This window comes from Streptomyces sp. NPDC026301, assembly GCF_055567935.1.
In genome coordinates this window covers 198,949-216,253 of record NZ_JBVHPN010000003.1, presented here as the reverse complement: position 1 = coordinate 216,253, position 17,305 = coordinate 198,949, and the positions used below count along the sequence as shown (strand labels likewise).

Below are 17,305 nucleotides of genomic sequence, written 5' to 3'. Positions count from 1 at the left end.
AGGTCAGCTCCAGTACCGGGTGACGTACTCGCCGATCGTCTCCCGCATGAAGCGGGAGGACTCCTTCGCCCGCTCCTCCCAGGCGAAGACCGAGGAGACCAGCGTGCCGTCGAAGCCGTTCGCGGCCAGCTCCCGGAAGAGCTCGTCGAAGTCGACCTCGCCCTGGCCGATGTCCAGGTGCTGGTGGATGCGTACGGCCGAGCCGGGCGGGTTGACGATGTAGCGCAGCCCGGAGGAGCCGGTGTGGTCGAAGGAGTCGGCCAGATGGACGGCGGTGGTCAGGTCGCCCGCGTGCTTCAGGATGCCCGGCGCGTCGTTGCCCTGGTGGAAGGTGTGCGGCGCGCAGTACAAGAAGGACACCAGCGGGTTGTTGATGCCGCGGATCATGTCGACGGCGGCGTGGCCGTCCTCGATGAAGTCGTCCGGGTGCGGCTCCAGCGCGAGCGTGATGCCCTCCCGCTCGAAGACCGGCAGCAGCTCCTCCAGGGAGCGCCAGAACTGTCCCTCGCTGCGGTCGGCCTTCTCCGGACGGCCGTTGAACTCCGAGTTCATCGCGGAGACCCCGAGGTCGGCGGTGATCTGGATGGCCCGCTTCCAGTACCGTACGGCGGCCTGCCGCTCGTCCTCGTCCGGCGAGGACCACTTGTACAGCGGGAGGACGGAGGAGATGCCGACGCCCGCCGCGGTCAGCTCCTTGCGGAACTTCTGCACGGTGCCGTCGTCCACGCGCGGGTGCAGGAAGAACGGGTTGAAGTCCGCGCGCGGCGACAGCTCGATCCACTCGAAGCCCAGCTCGGCGACGAGCGCGGGCAGTTCGAGCAGCGGGACGTTCCGGAACATGTACGGGTCAAGGGCGATCTTCACGGGAGGGTGAGCCTTTCGAAGTACAGGGAGGAGTCCGGGGAGAGTCCGGGCCCGGAGCGCTCAGCGGTACAGGGCGGGGCGCTCGGCCAGCTCGACCGCGACCCGCTCGCCGGTCTCCTGGGCGCGCACGCCGGCCTCGCAGACCGCGGCCGCGGCATAGCCGTCCCAGACGCTCGGGCCCTCGACCTCGCCGCGGCGGGTGGCGTCCACCCAGCGCTGCACCTGGCGGTCGTAGGCGTCGGCGAAGCGGTCCTCGAAGCCGGGGTCGATGGCGCCGCCCCAGCCGTTCGTGGTGTTGGTGAACACGCCGCGGTCGTCCCCGATGCGGGCGGTGCCGTCGGTGCAGACCGCCTCGCACTGGACCTGGTAGCCGAAGCCGCAGTTGACGAACAGTTCGGTGTCCACGATCTGGCCGGAAGCGGTCTCGAAGAGGATCAGCTGCGGGTCGTTCAGGCCTTCGGGGGCCTTCCCGGTGGCGTTCGGGAACAGCACGCGTACGGAGGTGATCTCCTCGTCCAGCAGCCAGCGGGTGACGTCGATCTCGTGCACGGCCGAGTCGTTGATCATCATCGCGTTGGTGAAGCCGGGCGGGCAGGCGGGGTTGCGGTGCTTGTTGTGCAGCATCAGGGGACGGCCGAAGGCGCCCTGGTCCAGCTGGGCCTTGAGCTTCATGTAGTCGGCGTCGTAGCGGCGCATGAAGCCGACCTGTACGCGGCGGTGGCCCAGCTTCTGCTCGGCTTCCAGGACGCGCAGCGCGGAGGCCGCGTCCGGGGTGAGCGGCTTCTCGCACAGCACCGGCAGGTCCCGCTCGAAGGCGGCGAGCAGCGTGGCCTCGTGGGCCGGGCCGGGGGAGGCGATCAGTACGGCGTCGACCGCCGGGTCGTCCATCGCGGCGGCCGGGTCGGTGTAGGGGGTACAGCCTTCGATGCCGTCGGCGATGGTCTTCACGCGGTCGGCGTCGATGTCCACCACGGCGGCGACCCGCGCGCCGCTGATGATGTGCTCGAGGCGGCGTACGTGGTCCGAGCCCATCCGGCCGGTGCCGATGACCGCGACCCCGAGCGTTCCGTGCTGCGTCATGGTTCGTGCTCCTCGTTTCGGTACGGGGTGGGGGAGTGGGGGGTTACGCGCCGCAGGAGCGCAGGAAGCGGCGGGTGCGCTCGGCGATCGGGTACGGCCGGGTGGGCGGGCAGGGGTACATGTCCTGCTCGACGATGGCGAAGAGGTCCACGTCCAGGGCCTGCGCGGCCTCCAGGACCGGCGGCAGGGCCGGCACGCCGAGCGGCGGCTCGCACATCACGCCCTGCTTGACGGCGGGCCCGAAGGGGGTGCCGTTGCTCTGCACGTCGGCGAGGATGTCGGGGTCGACCTGCTTGAGGTGGAGGTAGCCGATCCGCTCGCCGTAGGTCTTGATCAGCTTGACGCTGTCGCCGCCGCAGTAGGCGTAGTGGCCGGTGTCCAGGCAGAGGTTGACCAGCGAGGAGTCGGTGCCGTCGAGGAAGCGCTCGACGTGCTCCTCGGTGTCGATGTGGGTGTCGGCGTGCGGGTGCACGACGATGTCCAGGCCGAACTCGTCGCGTACCTGCTTCGCCAGCCGCTCCATGCCGCCGGTGAGGTGCTTCCACTGCTCGGTGGTCAGCTCGCTCGGCTCGATGAGCTCGGCGGTCTTGTCGTCGCGCCAGAAGGACGGGATGACGACAAGGTGTCCGGCGTCCATCGCCTTGGTCAGCGTGGCGACCTCGCTGACGTGTTGCCAGGTCGCGTCCCAGTTCTCGGGGCCGCGGTGCATCGAGGTGAAGATCGTGCCGGCCGACACCTTCAGGTCACGCTTGGCGATCTCGCCGTGCAGTACGGCAGGGTCGGTGGGGAGGTATCCGTAAGGTCCCAGTTCGATCCACTCGTAACCGGCCTCGCTGACCTCGTCCAGGAAGCGTTCCCAAGGGACCTGCTGGTCGTCCTCGGGGAACCAGACGCCCCAGGAATCGGGTGCCGATCCGACGCGGAGCCGGTCCAGACGGGGCACGTCTGCGCTGGGTACGGGCATGGTGCGGCTCTCCTCTCACCGGTCGGCGGTGACCGGGAAGGGACGGGGTGGGGTGGTGGTGCGCTCAGCCTTCATCGGCCTGCCGGGCCTGTCAAGACTTCGTCCTGACATAAGGACTTAAGGACTTTGTAACCCGCGGCGACTCGGCCATGACTCGGCCATCATCGCATCGTCGACGTCAGAATGTAAGGACAAACTGTTGACAGGGTGTGAGCCGCCCCGTTAGACCTGTGGTCGTAGCCGACCTGGCCGGGGCCACACCGCCGGCACCGGCCGAACCGAAGGGGCGCACATGACCGAGCCGATCGACACCGGCCGCTTTGACCTGATCACCATGGGCCGCATCGGGGTGGACATCTACCCGCTGCAGACCGGCGTTTCGCTGGCCGACGTGGAGACGTTCGGCAAGTTCCTGGGCGGCTCGGCCACCAACGTGGCGGTCGCCGCCGCCCGGCAGGGCCGCCGCACCGCGGTGATCAGCCGCACCGGTGCCGACCCCTTCGGCACGTACATCCACAACGCGCTCCGCGACTTCGGCGTGGACGACCGCTGGGTGACCCCCGTCGCGCAGTACCCGACCCCGGTCACCTTCTGCGAGATCTTCCCGCCGGACGACTTCCCGCTGTACTTCTACCGCCGTCCCAAGGCCCCTGACCTGGTCATCCGCCCCGAGGAGCTGGACCAGGACGCGATCCGGGCCGCCAAGGTCTTCTGGATCACCGGCACCGGCCTGTGCGAGGAGCCCAGCCGCTCCGCGACGCTGGCGGCCCTGGAGGCGCGCGGCAAGTCCGGCACCACCGTCTTCGACCTGGACTGGCGGCCGATGTTCTGGGGCGGCCAGGGCGGCGCCTCCGGGGACGGCGGCGCGACCGGCCCGCAGGCGATGGCCAACGCACGTCCGTACTACGAAGCGGCGCTGGCGCACGCCACCGTCGCGGTCGGCAACGTCGACGAGGCCGAGGTCGCCACCGGCCTGCGCGACCCGAAGGCGTGCGCCCAGGCGCTGCTGGACAGGGGCGTCGAGCTGGCCGTCATCAAGCAGGGCCCCAAGGGCGTGCTCGCCGTGCACCGCGACGGCCGCACGGCCGAGGTCCCGCCCACCCCGGTCGAGGTCGTCAACGGCCTCGGTGCGGGTGACTCGTTCGGCGGCGCCCTCGTGCACGGCCTGCTCTCCGGCTGGGAGCTGGAGCCGATGATGCGGTACGCCAACGCGGCCGGCGCCATCGTCGCCGGCCGCCTGGCCTGCTCCTCGGCCATGCCGACCGCCACCGAGGTCGAAGCGTTCCTCGCGGAGCGCTGAGAGCGTTCCTTACGGAGCGCTGAGAGCGTTCCTCGCGGAGCGCTGAGACCACCGCCGCACACCGCCCGCGTGGACATCGCGGGCGCTCAAGAAGGTGAGTTACGCCTTGACCACACCGCTCTCCGACCTCGTGCGGCTGCGAGCCCGGCACCCCGAAGCCGTCGCGGAAGCCGCGGCCCGCCGCACCCGCCGCCCCCTCATCGGCGACAGCGGCCGGCTGATGATCGTCGCCGCCGACCACCCCGCGCGCGGCGCGCTGGCCGTCGGCGACCACAAGCTGGCCATGGCGGACCGCTTCGACCTGCTGCAACGGCTCTCGCTCGCGCTGTCACGGCCCGGCGTCGACGGCGTGCTCGCCACCGCCGACATCCTGGAGGACCTGCTCCTCATGGGGGCGCTGGAGAACAAGGTCGTGATGGGTTCGATGAACCGCGGCGGCATCGCCGGCGCGTCCTTCGAGATGGACGACCGCTTCACCGGCCACCGCCCGCAGGACATCGCCCGGCTCCGCTTCGACTGCGGCAAGCTGCTGCTGCGCATCGACTACGACGACGCCGGGTCGCTGGACACCATGGAGTCCACGGCGCGCGCCATCGACGCCATGGCCGAGCGGGAACTTCCCCTCTTCGTCGAGCCGTTCATCTCCCGCCGGGTCGACGGCAAGGTGCGGAACGACCTGAGCGCCGAGGCGGTGACCAAGTCCGTCGCCATCGCCTCCGGGCTCGGCGGCACTTCCGCGTACACCTGGCTCAAGCTGCCGGTCACCGAGGACCCCGACGACATGGCGCAGGTCTGCGAGACCTCCACGCTGCCGACGGTGCTGCTCGGCGGCGACATCTCGGCCACCGACCAGGACGCGACGTACGAGAAGTGGCGCAAGGCCCTGCACCTGCCGACCGTGCAGGGGCTGGTCGCCGGGCGCTCGCTGCTCTACCCCGTGGACGGGGATGTGGCGGGGGCTGTGGATACCGCCGTCAGCCTTCTGTAGCCGAAGTTGTCCACAGGCAGCCGTCGCTGTCAGTGATCAGTAGGAGACTTGACGTCATGAACGCCGAATCCACCTTCCACCGCCCGGCCGGCACCGCCGCCGACGGCCCGTACGCCCTCGACATCCACCCCAAGAACGCCGGCTGGGGCCACTCCTCCCTCCGCGTCCTGGAGCTGCCGCCCGGCGGTCACCAGTCCTTCGCCACCGGCGAGAGCGAGTGGATCGTGCTGCCGCTGAACGGCGGTTGCACGGTGGCGGCCGACTCCGGCGAGGAGTTCATACTGACCGGCCGGGACAGCGTGTTCAGCGGCGTCACGGACTTCGCGTACGTCCCGCGCGACGCGCACGTGAGCATCGCCAGCGAGTCCGGCGGCCGCTTCGCGCTCACCGGCGCCCGCTGTTCGCAGCGCCTCCCCGCCCGTTACGGCCCGGCCTCGTCCGTCCCCGTCGAGCTGCGCGGCACGGGCAACTGCTCGCGCCAGGTCAACAACTTCGGCGCGGCGGGCGTCTTCGACTGCGACAAGCTCATCGCCGTCGAGGTGCTCACCCCGGGCGGCAACTGGTCCTCGTATCCGCCGCACAAGCACGACGAGTGCCGCCCCGGCGAGGAGTCCGAGCTGGAGGAGATCTACTACTTCGAGATCGCCGACGCGAACGGCAAGCCCGGCCTGGGGTACCAGCGCGTGAGCCCCTCCGGCCACGGTCAGAACACCGACGTGCTGGCCGAGGTCCGCAGCGGCGACGTCGTCCTCATCCCCGACGGCTGGCACGGCCCGTCCATCGCCGCGCCCGGCCACGACATGTACTACCTCAACGTCATGGCGGGCCCCGGCGAGGCCCGTGAATGGCTGATCTGCGACCACCCGGACCACGGCTGGATCCGCGGTACGTGGCCGGAGCAGCCCGTCGACCCCCGCCTCCCCCTCTACAGCGCACCGGCAGGAGAAGCCCGATGACCGCCCCCACGACGCGCCGCCTGACGGTCGCGCAGGCCCTGGTCGAATTCCTCGCGCACCAGTACACCGAGCGGGACGGCGTACGGCACCGTCTCATCGCCGCGACCTGGGGCATCTTCGGCCACGGCAACGTCGCGGGGCTCGGCCAGGCGCTGCTGGAGTCGCAGCCCGCGGCATACGAGCGGGGGGCCGCCCCCGAGTCGCCGGGGATGCCCTACCTCCAGGGCCGTAACGAGCAGGCCATGGTGCACGCCGCCGTCGGATACGCCCGCCAGTCCGACCGGCTCTCCGCGCAGGCCGTCACAACCTCCATCGGCCCCGGCGCCACCAACCTCGTCACCGGCGCCGCCCTGGCCACGGTCAACCGCCTCCCGGTCCTGCTGCTGCCCGGCGACACCTTCGCCACCCGCCCGGCCGAGCCGGTGCTCCAGCAGCTCGAAGTCCCGTACGCGGGCGATGTCTCGGTCAACGACGCGCTGCGTCCGGTCTCCCGCTACTTCGACCGGGTCACCCGTCCCGAGGCGCTGATCCCGGCGGCCCTGCAGGCCATGCGGGTGCTGGCCGACCCGGTCGAGACCGGCGCCGTCACCCTCGCGCTGCCGCAGGACGTGCAGGCCGAGGCGTTCGACTGGCCCGAGGAGTTCTTCGCCGACCGGGTCTGGCACGTCACCCGGCCGCAGCCGGACGCCGGCGCGCTCGCCGAGGCCGTGCGCGCCATCCGCTCCGCCGAGACCCCGCTGCTCGTCGCGGGCGGCGGCGTCCACCACTCCGAGGCCGAGGCGGCGCTGCGCGCCTTCGCCGAGGCCACCGGCATCCCGGTCGCCTCCACCCAGGCCGGCAAGGGCTCGCTGCGGTACGACCACCCCGCCGACGTGGGCGGCATCGGCCACACCGGCACCGCGACCGCGGACGCGCTGGCCCGCGAGGCGGACCTGATCATCGGCGTCGGCACCCGCTACACCGACTTCACCACCGCCTCCGCGACCCTCTTCGCCCGCCCCGGCGTGCGCTTCGTCAACCTCAACATCGCCTCGTTCGACTCCCACAAGCTCGGCGCGCTCTCCCTGATCGCCGACGCCCGCGCGGGCCTGGAGGCGCTGACCCGCGAGCTCGGCGGGCACCGGGTGACGACGGCGTACGAAGAGGCGTACGGCGCGGCGAAGGCCGAGTGGGAGCGGCTGGTCGACGCCGCGTACGAGACCGGCGGCGAGGACGCGCGGCCCAGCCAGACGCAGCTGCTCGGACTGCTGGACGCGACTGTCGGCGACGACGACGTGATCATCAACGCGGCCGGCTCGCTCCCCGGTGACCTGCACAAACTGTGGCGCGCCCGGTCCCGCCGCCAGTACCACCTGGAGTACGGCTACTCCTGCATGGGGTACGAGATCCCGGCCGCGATCGGCGTCCGGATGGCCGCCCCCGACCGCCCGGTGTGGGCGTTGGTCGGCGACGGCACGTATCTGATGATGCCCACCGAGATCGTCACGGCGGTCCAGGAAGGCATCAACATCAACGTGGTCCTCATCCAGAACCACGGCTACGCCTCCATCGGCGGCCTCTCCGAGGAGACCGGCGCCGAGCGCTTCGGCACGGCCTACCGCTTCCGCGCCAAGGACGGCACGTACACCGGCGAGCCGCTGCCGGTGGACCTGGCGGCGAACGCGGCCTCGCTGGGCATGGACGTGATCCGCGCCGCGACCGTCGCCGAGCTGCGCTCCGCGCTCGCCGCGGCCCGCGCCTCGGACCGCCCCACATGTGTCTATGTCGAGACCGAAACGGCCGACACTGTGCCGGGCGCGCCCGCGGCCCAAGCCTGGTGGGATGTTCCCGTTGCCGAGACCGCGACGCGTGAGGCGGCGCTGCTCGCCCGCGAGGAGTACGACCGCCAGGCGGCCGGACGCCGCCGCCACCTCTGACCCTCCCTGCTTTCGTCCCCAGAAAGGCCCCGCACATGAAGACCCTCAGCCACTGGATCGGCGGCAAGCCCGTCGAGGGCACCTCCGGCAACTTCGGTCCGGTCTACAACCCCGCCACCGGCGCCCAGGAGAAGCAGGTCCCGTTCGCCTCCGTCGACGAGGTCGACACCGCGGTCGCCGCCGCCAAGGAGGCGTTCCGCACCTGGGGCACCAGCTCGCTCGCCAAGCGCACGGCGGTCCTCTTCAAGTACCGCGAGCTGGTCGACGCGCACCGCGAGGAGATCGCGCGGCTGATCACCGCCGAGCACGGCAAGGTGCACTCCGACGCGCTCGGCGAGGTGGCCCGCGGCCTGGAGATCGTGGAGCTGGCCTGCGGCATCTCCGAGAAGCTCAAGGGCGAGCTGTCCACCCAGGTCTCCACCCGCGTGGACGTCTCCTCCATCCGCCAGTCGCTCGGCGTGGTCGCGGGCATCACGCCGTTCAACTTCCCGGCCATGGTGCCGATGTGGATGTTCCCCCTCGCCATCGCCTGCGGCAACACCTTCGTGCTCAAGCCCAGCGAGAAGGTGCCCTCGGCCGCCTTCAAGCTGGCCGAGCTGGCCGCCGAGGCGGGCCTCCCCGACGGCGTCCTCAACGTCGTCAACGGCGACAAGACCGCCGTCGACCGGATCCTCTCCCACCCGGACATCGCCGCGGTCTCCTTCGTCGGCTCGACCCCGATCGCCAAGTACATCCACACCACCGGCACCGCCAACGGCAAGCGCGTGCAGGCGCTCGGCGGCGCGAAGAACCACATGCTGGTCCTGCCGGACGCCGACCTGGAGCTGGCCGCGGACTCCGCGATCAACGCGGCGTACGGCTCGGCCGGCGAGCGCTGCATGGCGATCTCCGTCGTGGTCGCCGTCGGCGACACCGCCGACCCGCTGATCGAGAAGATCAAGCAGCGGGCCGCCGCGCTCACCATCGGCCCCGGCGACGACCCGGCCTCCGAGATGGGCCCGCTGATCACCAAGGTGCACCGCGACAAGGTCGCCTCGTACGTGACCGGCGCCGCCGCCCAGGGCGCGACCGTCGCGATCGACGGCACCGGCTTCACGGTCGAGGGCCACGAGGACGGCCACTGGATCGGCGTCTCGCTGCTGGACAACGTCACGCCCGAGATGGACTGCTACCGCGACGAGATCTTCGGCCCGGTGCTCTCCGTCGTCCGCGTCGAGACGTACGACGAGGCCATCGCCCTGATGAACAACTCCCCGTGGGGCAACGGCACGGCCATCTTCACCCGCGACGGCGGCGCGGCCCGCCGCTTCCAGCTGGAGGTCGAGGCCGGCATGGTCGGCGTCAACGTCCCGATCCCGGTCCCGGTGGGCTACCACTCCTTCGGCGGCTGGAAGGACTCGCTCTTCGGCGACCACCACATCTACGGCAACGACGGCGTGCACTTCTACACCCGCGGCAAGGTCGTCACCACCCGTTGGCCGGACCCCTCCGACGGCGGTATCAACCTGGGCTTCCCGAGCAACAGCTGAGGGCCCCGGGAGGGCTGACGCCCAGCCCCTCAGCTGTGGCTGGGCGTCACCCCTCGCGGATCTCCGCCAAGTACGCGGCCGCTGCCTCCGGGTCGGTGAGCCAGTGGCGGAAGTCGGCCGGGTCTGCGTAGCCGTTGACGAAGCGGTGGGCGACCGCCGGGCATCGGGCGGCGGTTGCCAGCAGTCGTTGCATGTGCTCCGGGGGCGGCTGCAGCATCGCGTTGGTGAACTCCGTCGCGTACTGCGCGTGGTCCCAGAACGTGTCGAAGGTGCGCTCCATCCAGGCCCGGTCGAAGGGGGCCGTGCCGCGCTCCTTGATGGCGCGGAGATAGCGCGCGGCGCAGCGGGCCGCGTTGTTCGAACCCTGGCCGGTGACCGGGTCGTTGACGACGACGGTGTCCGCCATGCCCAGGACGTACCGGCCGGTCGATACCTTGGCCACCGGGCGCCGTACGGTCGGCGTGACCGCGCCGTAGAGCGTGCAGCGCGCGTCCGTCGGCTCCGCGCTCCGGCACAGCTCGTACTCCGCCGGCGCGTACCGCCGCAGCAGTTCCAGCGTGCGCGCGAGGCAGGCGGCCGGTCCCGGCCGGTCCTGCCAGCAGTCGTACGGGCCGCCCGGCACCCCTTCGAAGAACACGATGTCGCACAGGCCGCCCGTGGTGAGCGCGGGGATCACGAACATCTCCCCGGCCTCGGGCGAGAGGTTGGAGCGGGCGTGCGGCGCCGGGTACTCCGGGCGGTGCCCGACGCCGTGCAGGTAGATGCAGGCCAGGGCGCGCTGCGGCCGGTCGTACGGGGAGCGCGCGCGGTCCCGGGGGAAGAGCCGGGCGAGGTCGCCGCGGCCCGCGGCCACCAGGGTCAGGTCGTGCGAGGCGGCCAGCGCGGCCAGCCGTCTGGCGTCGGCGGCGCCGTACTCCACCCGGCCGCCCCGCGCCTCGTACAGGTCGAGCCAGTCGGCCATCTTCACCCGCTGGTCGACGGATTGCGCCTCCTCGTCGAAGCGGCCGGTGAACCGCAGCGTGGGCGTGCCCGGCGGGTCCCAGACCGTGGCCTGCAGCGCGGTGATGCCGGGGGCCTTGCCGTCCCAGGCGTTCAGGCCCGCCGCGCGTTCGAGGCCGAGCGCCGGGCCGAACATGATCTGGGTGGACATCACCCGCCCGGCGCGGATCTGCTCCGGCGTACGGTCCGAGACCACGGTGACGTCGTACCCCTCGGCGAGCAGCCCGTGGGCCAGCTGCAGTCCGGCCTGCCCTGCCCCGACGATCGCGATGGCACGCATGCCGCCTCCCCCCCTGCGGCCCGGGTGCGGCGCCGGGCCCTCCTTCAGTTGTACTTGCGGGGCGCGCGCGGTGTACAGATCCGTTACGGTGCGGGCGCTGTCGCGCGCACACGAGGCCGCAGTTCAACGCGGTACGCACAGCAGCACACAAGAGAAAGACGGGGGCGACATGCCGAACAGTACGGTCCTCAGCAAAGGGGCGCGGATCACCGCTGGGGTGTTCTGCACGCTCTTCCTGCTGAACAGCGCCACGTGGATGGCGATCGACGTGGGGGAGCACGGGTTCGGGGCGCTGTGGGACTCCTGGTCGGGCGTCGGGGGCCGGGGCATGGTGACCGACCTGTTCACGGTCGCGCTCGCACTCGTGCAGATCGCCGCGGTCTGGGCGGCGTTCACCGGGGCGCGGGCGGCCGGCGGCCTGCTCGCCGTGGCGACGACGCTGACGTTCACCACCGGGCTGCAGAACTTCGTCAGCACCGGCCAGCACACCAGCGACAACCGCTGGTTCCTGGGAGAGGTCGACAGCTCGAGCAGCATCTTCGAGGGCGTCTTCGTGACGAGCGGATTGATCATCTTGCTCGCCTTCGCCTGCGGCCTGGTGCTCCTCGCGGGGATGCGGAGCTGGCCCACCCGGCGGCCGAGCGATCCGCCGATGCGTCCGGCGAAGGCGGCGGCCGTGGCCGGCGCCGTGGTGCTGGGCGTTGTCGCGCTGTGCCAGGCGTTCTCGAACGTCTATACGCTCACGCAGTACCGGCCCGCCCTGCTGGAGGTCATCTACCTCGGCCACGGCAACCTGCCCGCGCTGATGAGCGTGGCGTCCGGCTGGGAATCCGTCGTCTGCCTCCTGCTGGCCGCGATCGGCGCGGTGCTCTGCCTCGCGCGTGCGGTGTCCGCGCGGGGCTTCGCGCTGGGGCTGGCGCTCGTCCTGCTGCCGCTCTCGCTGATGACGCTCGCCGCCCTGATCAGGTACGGGGTCTTCTTCACCGCGCAGCAGGGGCCCGCCTTCCCGGTGTACCTGGCGCACAGCCAGCTCCTGATCCAGCTCGTCGGCTCGATCGCCGTGCTGGTCCTGATGGGCCGCCGGGGCACGCCGGTCGCGGCGGAGTGGTACCCGCCGGCGCAGCTGGGCGTGGTGCCGATGCCCGGGACGCAGCCGTACGGGATGCCGGGTGCCCCGGCGTACGGAGCGCCGGGCCACCCGGTGGCCGGACCGCAGCCGGGGTACCAGCCGCAGCCTGGCTACGCGCCGCCGGTACAGCCGCAGCCCCAGCCCGGATACGCCCCGCCCGCCATGCCCCCGCAGGCCCCGCCGATGCCCTACGGCGCACCCCCGGTACCGCCCACCCCGCCCGGTGGCGGCTTCGGGCCGCCGCCGCAGGGCTGAGCCGCAGCCTGACGGTGTCCGTGCCTCAGGGCTTGACCGGGAGTTCACGGGGCACCCCCGTAGGGTGATCGCATGGCTGTAAAGGTTCCCCGGCCGCGTGGCCGGCTACTGGTCGCGCTCGTGGCCGTGCTGGCCGTCCTGCTCGGCGGCGGGTCGTGGGCGGCGGTGGCCGCTTCCGACGGCTCGTCCGCCGCCGTGCACCGTCAGGACCAGGTCCTGGCGCTGCCCGAGAAGCCCGGCAGCAAGGCCACCGTCCGGATCGACACCTCCTACTTCACCAGCACGGCGGTGCACGGCCGCCGTCCCGCCGTGCTGCTCGGCCACGGCTTCGGCGCCAGCAAGGCGGCGGCCAAGGACCAGGCCCAGCAGCTGGCGCGGGCCGGATACGCCGTACTGACCTGGTCGGCACGCGGTTTCGGGCGCTCCACCGGCAAGATCGGGCTGAACGACCCGAAGGGCGAGGTCGCCGACGTCAGCCACCTCATCGACTGGCTGGCGAAACGTCCCGACGTGCAGTTGGACAAGCCCGGCGACCCGCGCGTCGGCATGACGGGCGCCTCGTACGGCGGCGCCATCGCGCTGCTCACGGCGGGCCACGACCGCCGGGTGGACGCCATCGCGCCGCAGATCACGTACTGGAACCTCGCCGACGCGCTGTTCCCCGACGGCGTGTTCAAGAAACTGTGGGCCGGTTACTTCTTCACCACCGGCTCGGCTCCCGTCACCACCTCCGTGCCCAACCCCGCGCGCGGCGTCGCCTGCCACCGCTTCGAGCCGGCGCTGTGCCGGATGTACGAGCGGGTGGCGGTCTCCGGGAAGCCGGACGAGGCAGCCCGGAAGATGCTGGAGAGCCGCAGTCCCCAGGCCGTCGCCGACCGCATCAAGGTCCCCACCCTGATCAGCCAGGGCCAGTCCGACTCGCTTTTCCCGCTCGGCCAGGCCGACGCGATGGCGAAGGCGCTGAAGAAGAACGGCGCGCCGGTCAAGGTGGACTGGATCGAGGGCGGCCACGACGGCGGCGACCGCGAGGAGGCCCGCGTCCTGGCCCGTACGGAGGCGTGGTTCGCCCGCTATCTGAAGGGCGAGCGCGGCACCGACACCGGCCCGGCGTTCCGGATCAGCCGGACCGGGGGCGTGGACGCCGCCGACGGCGCCTCGCGGCTGCGCGGCGCGAGCGGCGACCGCTACCCGGGCCTGCGCGGCGACCCGCGGTCCGTGCCGCTCGCCGGCCGCGAGCAGACGCTCGCCAACCCCGCGGGCGGCGACCCGCCCGCGATCTCCTCAGTGCCCGGCATCGGCAGCGCGCTCGGCGGCCTGAGCGCGCTGGGCAACGGCCCGTCGCTGGACTTCCCCGGCCAGTACGCCCGGTTCGAGTCCGCGGCGCTGAAGAGCCCCGTACAGGTCACCGGCTCGCCGACGGCGAAGCTGCGGGTGAGCAGCGACCGCCCCGACGCCGTGCTGTTCGCCAAGGTCTACGACGTCGGGCCGGACGGGCGCAGTCAGTTGCTGCCGCACCAGCTGGTGACGCCGCTGCGGGTGGCGGACGCGAAGGACGGCCGTACGCTCTCCGTCCGGCTGCCGGCCATCGACCACGAGTTCGCCGCCGGGCACCGGATGCGGCTGGTGGTGGCCGCCACCGACATGGCGTACGCCTCGCCCGCGCAGCCCGCCGTCTACAAGGTCGCGCTCGCCGGGAAGCACGCGCTGAGCGTGCCGACCGCGCCCGGCGTGCACACCGCCGCCACCCCGCTGCCCTGGTGGGTGTGGGGTCTGCCGCTCGCCGCCCTGCTGATCGCCGCCGCGCTGCTGCTCACCGGGCGGCGCCGCACCACGCCGCCCGCGCCGGACCCGGACCTGGCCGACGTACCGCTGCGGATCACCGGCCTGACGAAGAAGTACAAGGGTGCCGTGGACCGGTACGCCGTCCGGGACCTGACCTTCGGCGTCGACCGCGGACAGGTGCTCGGTCTGCTCGGGCCCAACGGCGCGGGCAAGACCACCTCGCTGCGGATGCTGATGGGCCTGATCACGCCGGACGACGGCGAGATCCGGGTCTTCGGGCACGCGGTGCGGCCGGGCGCGCCGGTGCTCTCGCGGGTCGGCGCGTTCGTCGAGGGCGCGGGCTTCCTGCCGCACCTGACGGGCCGGGAGAACCTGGACCTGTACTGGCGGGCGACCGGCCGCCCGGCCGAGGACGCGCACCTCGACGAGGCACTGGAGATCGCGGGCCTGGGGGAGGCGCTGCAGCGCGCCGTCCGTACGTACTCCCAGGGGATGCGGCAGCGCCTCGCCATCGCGCAGGCCATGCTCGGCCTGCCGGACCTGCTCATTCTGGACGAGCCGACCAACGGCCTGGACCCGCCGCAGATCCGCGAGATGCGGGACGTGATGATCCGTTACGCGGCCGAGGGGCGGACCGTCATCGTCTCCAGCCACTTGCTGGCCGAGGTCGAGCAGACCTGTACGCATCTGGTCGTCATGGACCACGGCCTGCTGGTGCAGGCGGGGCCGGTCGCCGAGATCGTCGGGTCCGGGGACACGCTGCTGGTCGGCACGGCGAAGCCGGTGCCGGACGATGTGGTGGAGGAGGTCGCCGCGCTGCCGTTCGTCGTCTCCGCCGTCCGCGCCGACGACGGGCTGCTGGTCCGCCTCGACGGCAGCACCGGCACGCCGACGCTCCTCGCCGAACTCCTCCGCCTCGAAGTACCGGTGGAGCGCATCGGGCCGCACCGCCGCCTGGAGGACGCCTTCCTCACCCTGATCGGAGGGGACCGATGAGTACCGCAGCACGCCCGGCCGGGCCCGCGGCCGGCTACCGCGCGGGACACACCCTGCCGCTGCGCGTCGAGGCGCTGCGCCAGCTGAAGCGGCGCCGCACGCTGGTGGTCGGCGTGGTGCTGGCCGCGCTGCCGTTCGTACTGGTCGCAGCCTTCGCCCTGGGCGGCGACCCGGCCGGACGGAACAACCGGATCACCCTGATGGACACCGCGACCGCCTCCGGCGCGAACTTCGCGGCCACCGCGCTGTTCGTCTCGGCCGGCTTCCTGTTGGTGGTGCCGGTCGCGCTGTTCTGCGGCGACACGGTCGCCTCGGAGGCGAGCTGGTCCTCGCTGCGGTATCTGCTGGCCGCGCCGGTGCCGCGCACCCGGCTGCTGCTGAGCAAGCTGACCGTGGCGCTGGTGTTCAGCGCGGCGGCGATGGTGCTGCTGCCGCTGGTGGCGCTGGCCGTGGGCACGTACGCGTACGGCTGGGACGCGCTGCGGCTGCCCGGTGGCGGGGTGCTGCCGGCCGGGGACGCGGTGCCGCGGCTGGCGCTGGTCGTCGCGTACCTCTTCGTCTCGCAGCTGGTGACCGCGGCGCTGGCGTTCTGGCTGTCGACGGTGACGGACGCGCCGCTGGGCGCGGTCGGCGGCGCGGTCGGCCTCACCATCGTCGGCAATGTCCTGGACCAGGTCACCGCGCTCGGCAACTGGCGCGACGTGCTGCCGGCCCACTGGCAGTTCGCCTGGGTCGACGCCCTCCAGCCACGGCTGGACTGGACCGGAATGGCCCAGGGCGCCGCGGTCTCGGTCTCCTACGCGCTGATCCTCTTCGCCCTTGCCTTCCGCGGTTTCCGGACGAAGGACGTGGTGTCGTAGGCGCGGGACGGGATCAGGTCTCGCGGGCCGGGAGGTCCGGGGCGCGGCGCCAGTACTGCTGTTTCTTCTCCTCCCGGACGACGATGCCGAGGGCTGCCAGTTCCTCGCGGAGTTGGGCCGCGTCGGCCGCGCGGCTCTTCTGGAGGGCGTGTGCGCGGGCCTTGAGGAGGGCGTGCGCGCCTGCTTCGAGGTCGGGGAGGCCGTCCACCCAGCGGCGGTACGCCTTGGCGTGCGGGTCGCCGGTCGCGTGCCAGGGGTACCCGTGGTCCCGGAAGGCGGCGGCGAAGCGCTCGGCGTCGAAGTCGCCCTTGAGGCGCAGGAGTTCTTCGGTGCGGTGGCCGAGGGCGACGAGCTGCTTGCCGTCCACGAAGAGCGCGTCGAGGTCGGCGCGGCGCAGGGGGCGGTGCCGGCCGCCGCGGGTGACGGTGGCCCGGTCGGGGCCGACGGTGGCGTACACGTAGTCGTGTTCGGCGAGCAGCGCGAGCGCCAGTCCGGCGACGGCGCCGAGGAGGACCGCGCCGATCGTGGCCTGCGGCTCGGGGAGCGAGGCGACCAGCTCGAACGGGCCCTGCAGGGGCGCCCAGGGCAGTGACGCGACCCAGTCGGCCACCGCGTCGAGCAGCCATCCGAGGCCCGCGCCGAGGAGCGGGAAGCCGGCCCATACGAGGGCGCGGGCGCCGGTGGTCGGCGCCACCCGCGTCTCGTCCTTCGTCTCGTCCTTTGCGAGCGCGTTCTCAGCAGGCATCGGTCGTGCCCTTCTCTCGGGCCGGGGCCGGGTCGCGGCCTACCAGCCAGTCGATGATGCGGCGCAGCTCCGCGGCGTGTGCCCGCGGGTCGAAGTCGTCCTCGCCGGCGCTCAGGTAGCCGGAGTCGATCAGCCGCTGGATCCATCCGGCGGTGCGCTCGGCGGCGAAGGCGAGCGGCCGGCCCGCGTCCGCCAGCCGTTCCAGCAGGGCGACGAGGGTGGCGCGGATGCGGGCCTCGTCGGCGGCGACCATCCCGGCGAACTCCTCGTCCCGGTTGGCCTGGAAGACGGCCGCGGCGGCGAGGCCCGGGACGAGCGGGTCGGCGAGGTCGGCGAGCAGGTGGTCCATGAGCCCGTCGAGGCCGTCGTCGGGCCGCTCGGCGGCGAGCGCCCGGTCGCAGGCCGCGGCGTTGCGCGGCAGGTCGTCGGCGAACACCGCGTGGAAGATGTCGCGCTTGGCCGGGAAGTAGTGGAAGAGCGTGCCCGAGCCGATGCCGGCGCGGCGGCAGATGGCCGCGGTCGAGGTGCCGTCCACGCCATGGGCGGCGAACTCCTCGGCGGCGGCGACGAGGATCCGGGCCCGCTTGCGGGCGTGCTGTTCGGGGTCGACGGTACGCATCGGCGTAATAGTAGAGCACGCACTCTATTAATGGAGCCCGCGC

General features: G+C 72.3%; 14 protein-coding genes. 8 read left to right on the top strand and 6 right to left on the bottom strand.

All coding sequences use genetic code 11. The annotated features are described in order from the left end of the window. Positions 1-3: 3 nt before the first annotated feature. From ACZ4MH_RS06695 to ACZ4MH_RS06685, 3 genes are read right to left on the bottom strand one after another with little or no spacing between them, the layout of a single operon-like run. Entirely contained in the window at positions 4-864 is an 861-nt protein-coding gene (locus tag ACZ4MH_RS06695; protein WP_351594433.1) for a sugar phosphate isomerase/epimerase family protein, read from the bottom strand. A gap of 60 nt (positions 865-924) precedes the next feature. After that, complete coding sequence (locus ACZ4MH_RS06690) at positions 925-1,944, bottom strand: Gfo/Idh/MocA family protein (RefSeq protein ID WP_351594430.1); 1,020 nt, start codon at positions 1,942-1,944, stop codon at positions 925-927. Positions 1,945-1,987: 43 nt separating this feature from the next. After that, positions 1,988-2,908: a sugar phosphate isomerase/epimerase family protein gene (locus tag ACZ4MH_RS06685; protein WP_351594427.1), complete on the bottom strand. Its 921-nt coding sequence runs from the start codon at positions 2,906-2,908 to the stop codon at positions 1,988-1,990. A gap of 292 nt (positions 2,909-3,200) precedes the next feature. On the opposite strand from ACZ4MH_RS06685, the gene iolC reads away from it, so the two are divergent. The 5 genes from iolC (at position 3,201) to ACZ4MH_RS06660 (ending at position 9,597) form a co-directional block, all read left to right on the top strand. Then, the gene (iolC, locus tag ACZ4MH_RS06680; RefSeq protein ID WP_351594424.1) at positions 3,201-4,208 is read left to right on the top strand and encodes a 5-dehydro-2-deoxygluconokinase; all 1,008 of its coding nucleotides are present in this window, start codon (positions 3,201-3,203) and stop codon (positions 4,206-4,208) included. Between the two features lie 106 nt (positions 4,209-4,314). Further along, positions 4,315-5,196, top strand: a complete 882-nt coding sequence (locus ACZ4MH_RS06675) for a Cgl0159 family (beta/alpha)8-fold protein (RefSeq protein ID WP_351594421.1) — start codon at positions 4,315-4,317, stop codon at positions 5,194-5,196. Positions 5,197-5,252: 56 nt separating this feature from the next. Continuing rightward, complete coding sequence (gene iolB, locus ACZ4MH_RS06670) at positions 5,253-6,152, top strand: 5-deoxy-glucuronate isomerase (protein WP_351594418.1); 900 nt, start codon at positions 5,253-5,255, stop codon at positions 6,150-6,152. Continuing rightward, positions 6,149-8,068, top strand: a complete 1,920-nt coding sequence (iolD, locus tag ACZ4MH_RS06665) for a 3D-(3,5/4)-trihydroxycyclohexane-1,2-dione acylhydrolase (decyclizing) (RefSeq protein WP_351594415.1) — start codon at positions 6,149-6,151, stop codon at positions 8,066-8,068. Before iolB ends, iolD begins: the two co-directional genes overlap by 4 nt. A gap of 35 nt (positions 8,069-8,103) precedes the next feature. After that, complete coding sequence (locus ACZ4MH_RS06660; RefSeq protein ID WP_351594412.1) at positions 8,104-9,597, top strand: CoA-acylating methylmalonate-semialdehyde dehydrogenase; 1,494 nt, start codon at positions 8,104-8,106, stop codon at positions 9,595-9,597. Positions 9,598-9,643: 46 nt separating this feature from the next. Here ACZ4MH_RS06660 and ACZ4MH_RS06655 read toward each other — a convergent pair whose 3' ends face one another. Next, a complete protein-coding gene (locus ACZ4MH_RS06655) occupies positions 9,644-10,876 on the bottom strand; it encodes a styrene monooxygenase/indole monooxygenase family protein (protein ID WP_351594409.1) in 1,233 nt (410 codons plus the stop codon). Between the two features lie 169 nt (positions 10,877-11,045). On the opposite strand from ACZ4MH_RS06655, the gene ACZ4MH_RS06650 reads away from it, so the two are divergent. The 3 genes from ACZ4MH_RS06650 (at position 11,046) to ACZ4MH_RS06640 (ending at position 15,898) form a co-directional block, all read left to right on the top strand. Then, a complete protein-coding gene (locus ACZ4MH_RS06650; RefSeq protein ID WP_351594406.1) occupies positions 11,046-12,260 on the top strand; it encodes a hypothetical protein in 1,215 nt (404 codons plus the stop codon). A gap of 72 nt (positions 12,261-12,332) precedes the next feature. Continuing rightward, positions 12,333-15,038, top strand: a complete 2,706-nt coding sequence (locus ACZ4MH_RS06645) for an alpha/beta fold hydrolase (protein ID WP_351594403.1) — start codon at positions 12,333-12,335, stop codon at positions 15,036-15,038. Continuing rightward, the gene (locus tag ACZ4MH_RS06640; protein ID WP_351594400.1) at positions 15,035-15,898 is read left to right on the top strand and encodes an ABC transporter permease; all 864 of its coding nucleotides are present in this window, start codon (positions 15,035-15,037) and stop codon (positions 15,896-15,898) included. The genes ACZ4MH_RS06645 and ACZ4MH_RS06640 overlap by 4 nt, the downstream gene beginning before the upstream one ends. A gap of 13 nt (positions 15,899-15,911) precedes the next feature. Here ACZ4MH_RS06640 and ACZ4MH_RS06635 read toward each other — a convergent pair whose 3' ends face one another. Further along, positions 15,912-16,643: a YqeB family protein gene (locus ACZ4MH_RS06635; protein WP_351594397.1), complete on the bottom strand. Its 732-nt coding sequence runs from the start codon at positions 16,641-16,643 to the stop codon at positions 15,912-15,914. Beyond that, a complete protein-coding gene (locus ACZ4MH_RS06630) occupies positions 16,633-17,262 on the bottom strand; it encodes a TetR/AcrR family transcriptional regulator (protein WP_351594394.1) in 630 nt (209 codons plus the stop codon). Before ACZ4MH_RS06630 ends, ACZ4MH_RS06635 begins: the two co-directional genes overlap by 11 nt. Positions 17,263-17,305: the final 43 nt, after the last annotated feature.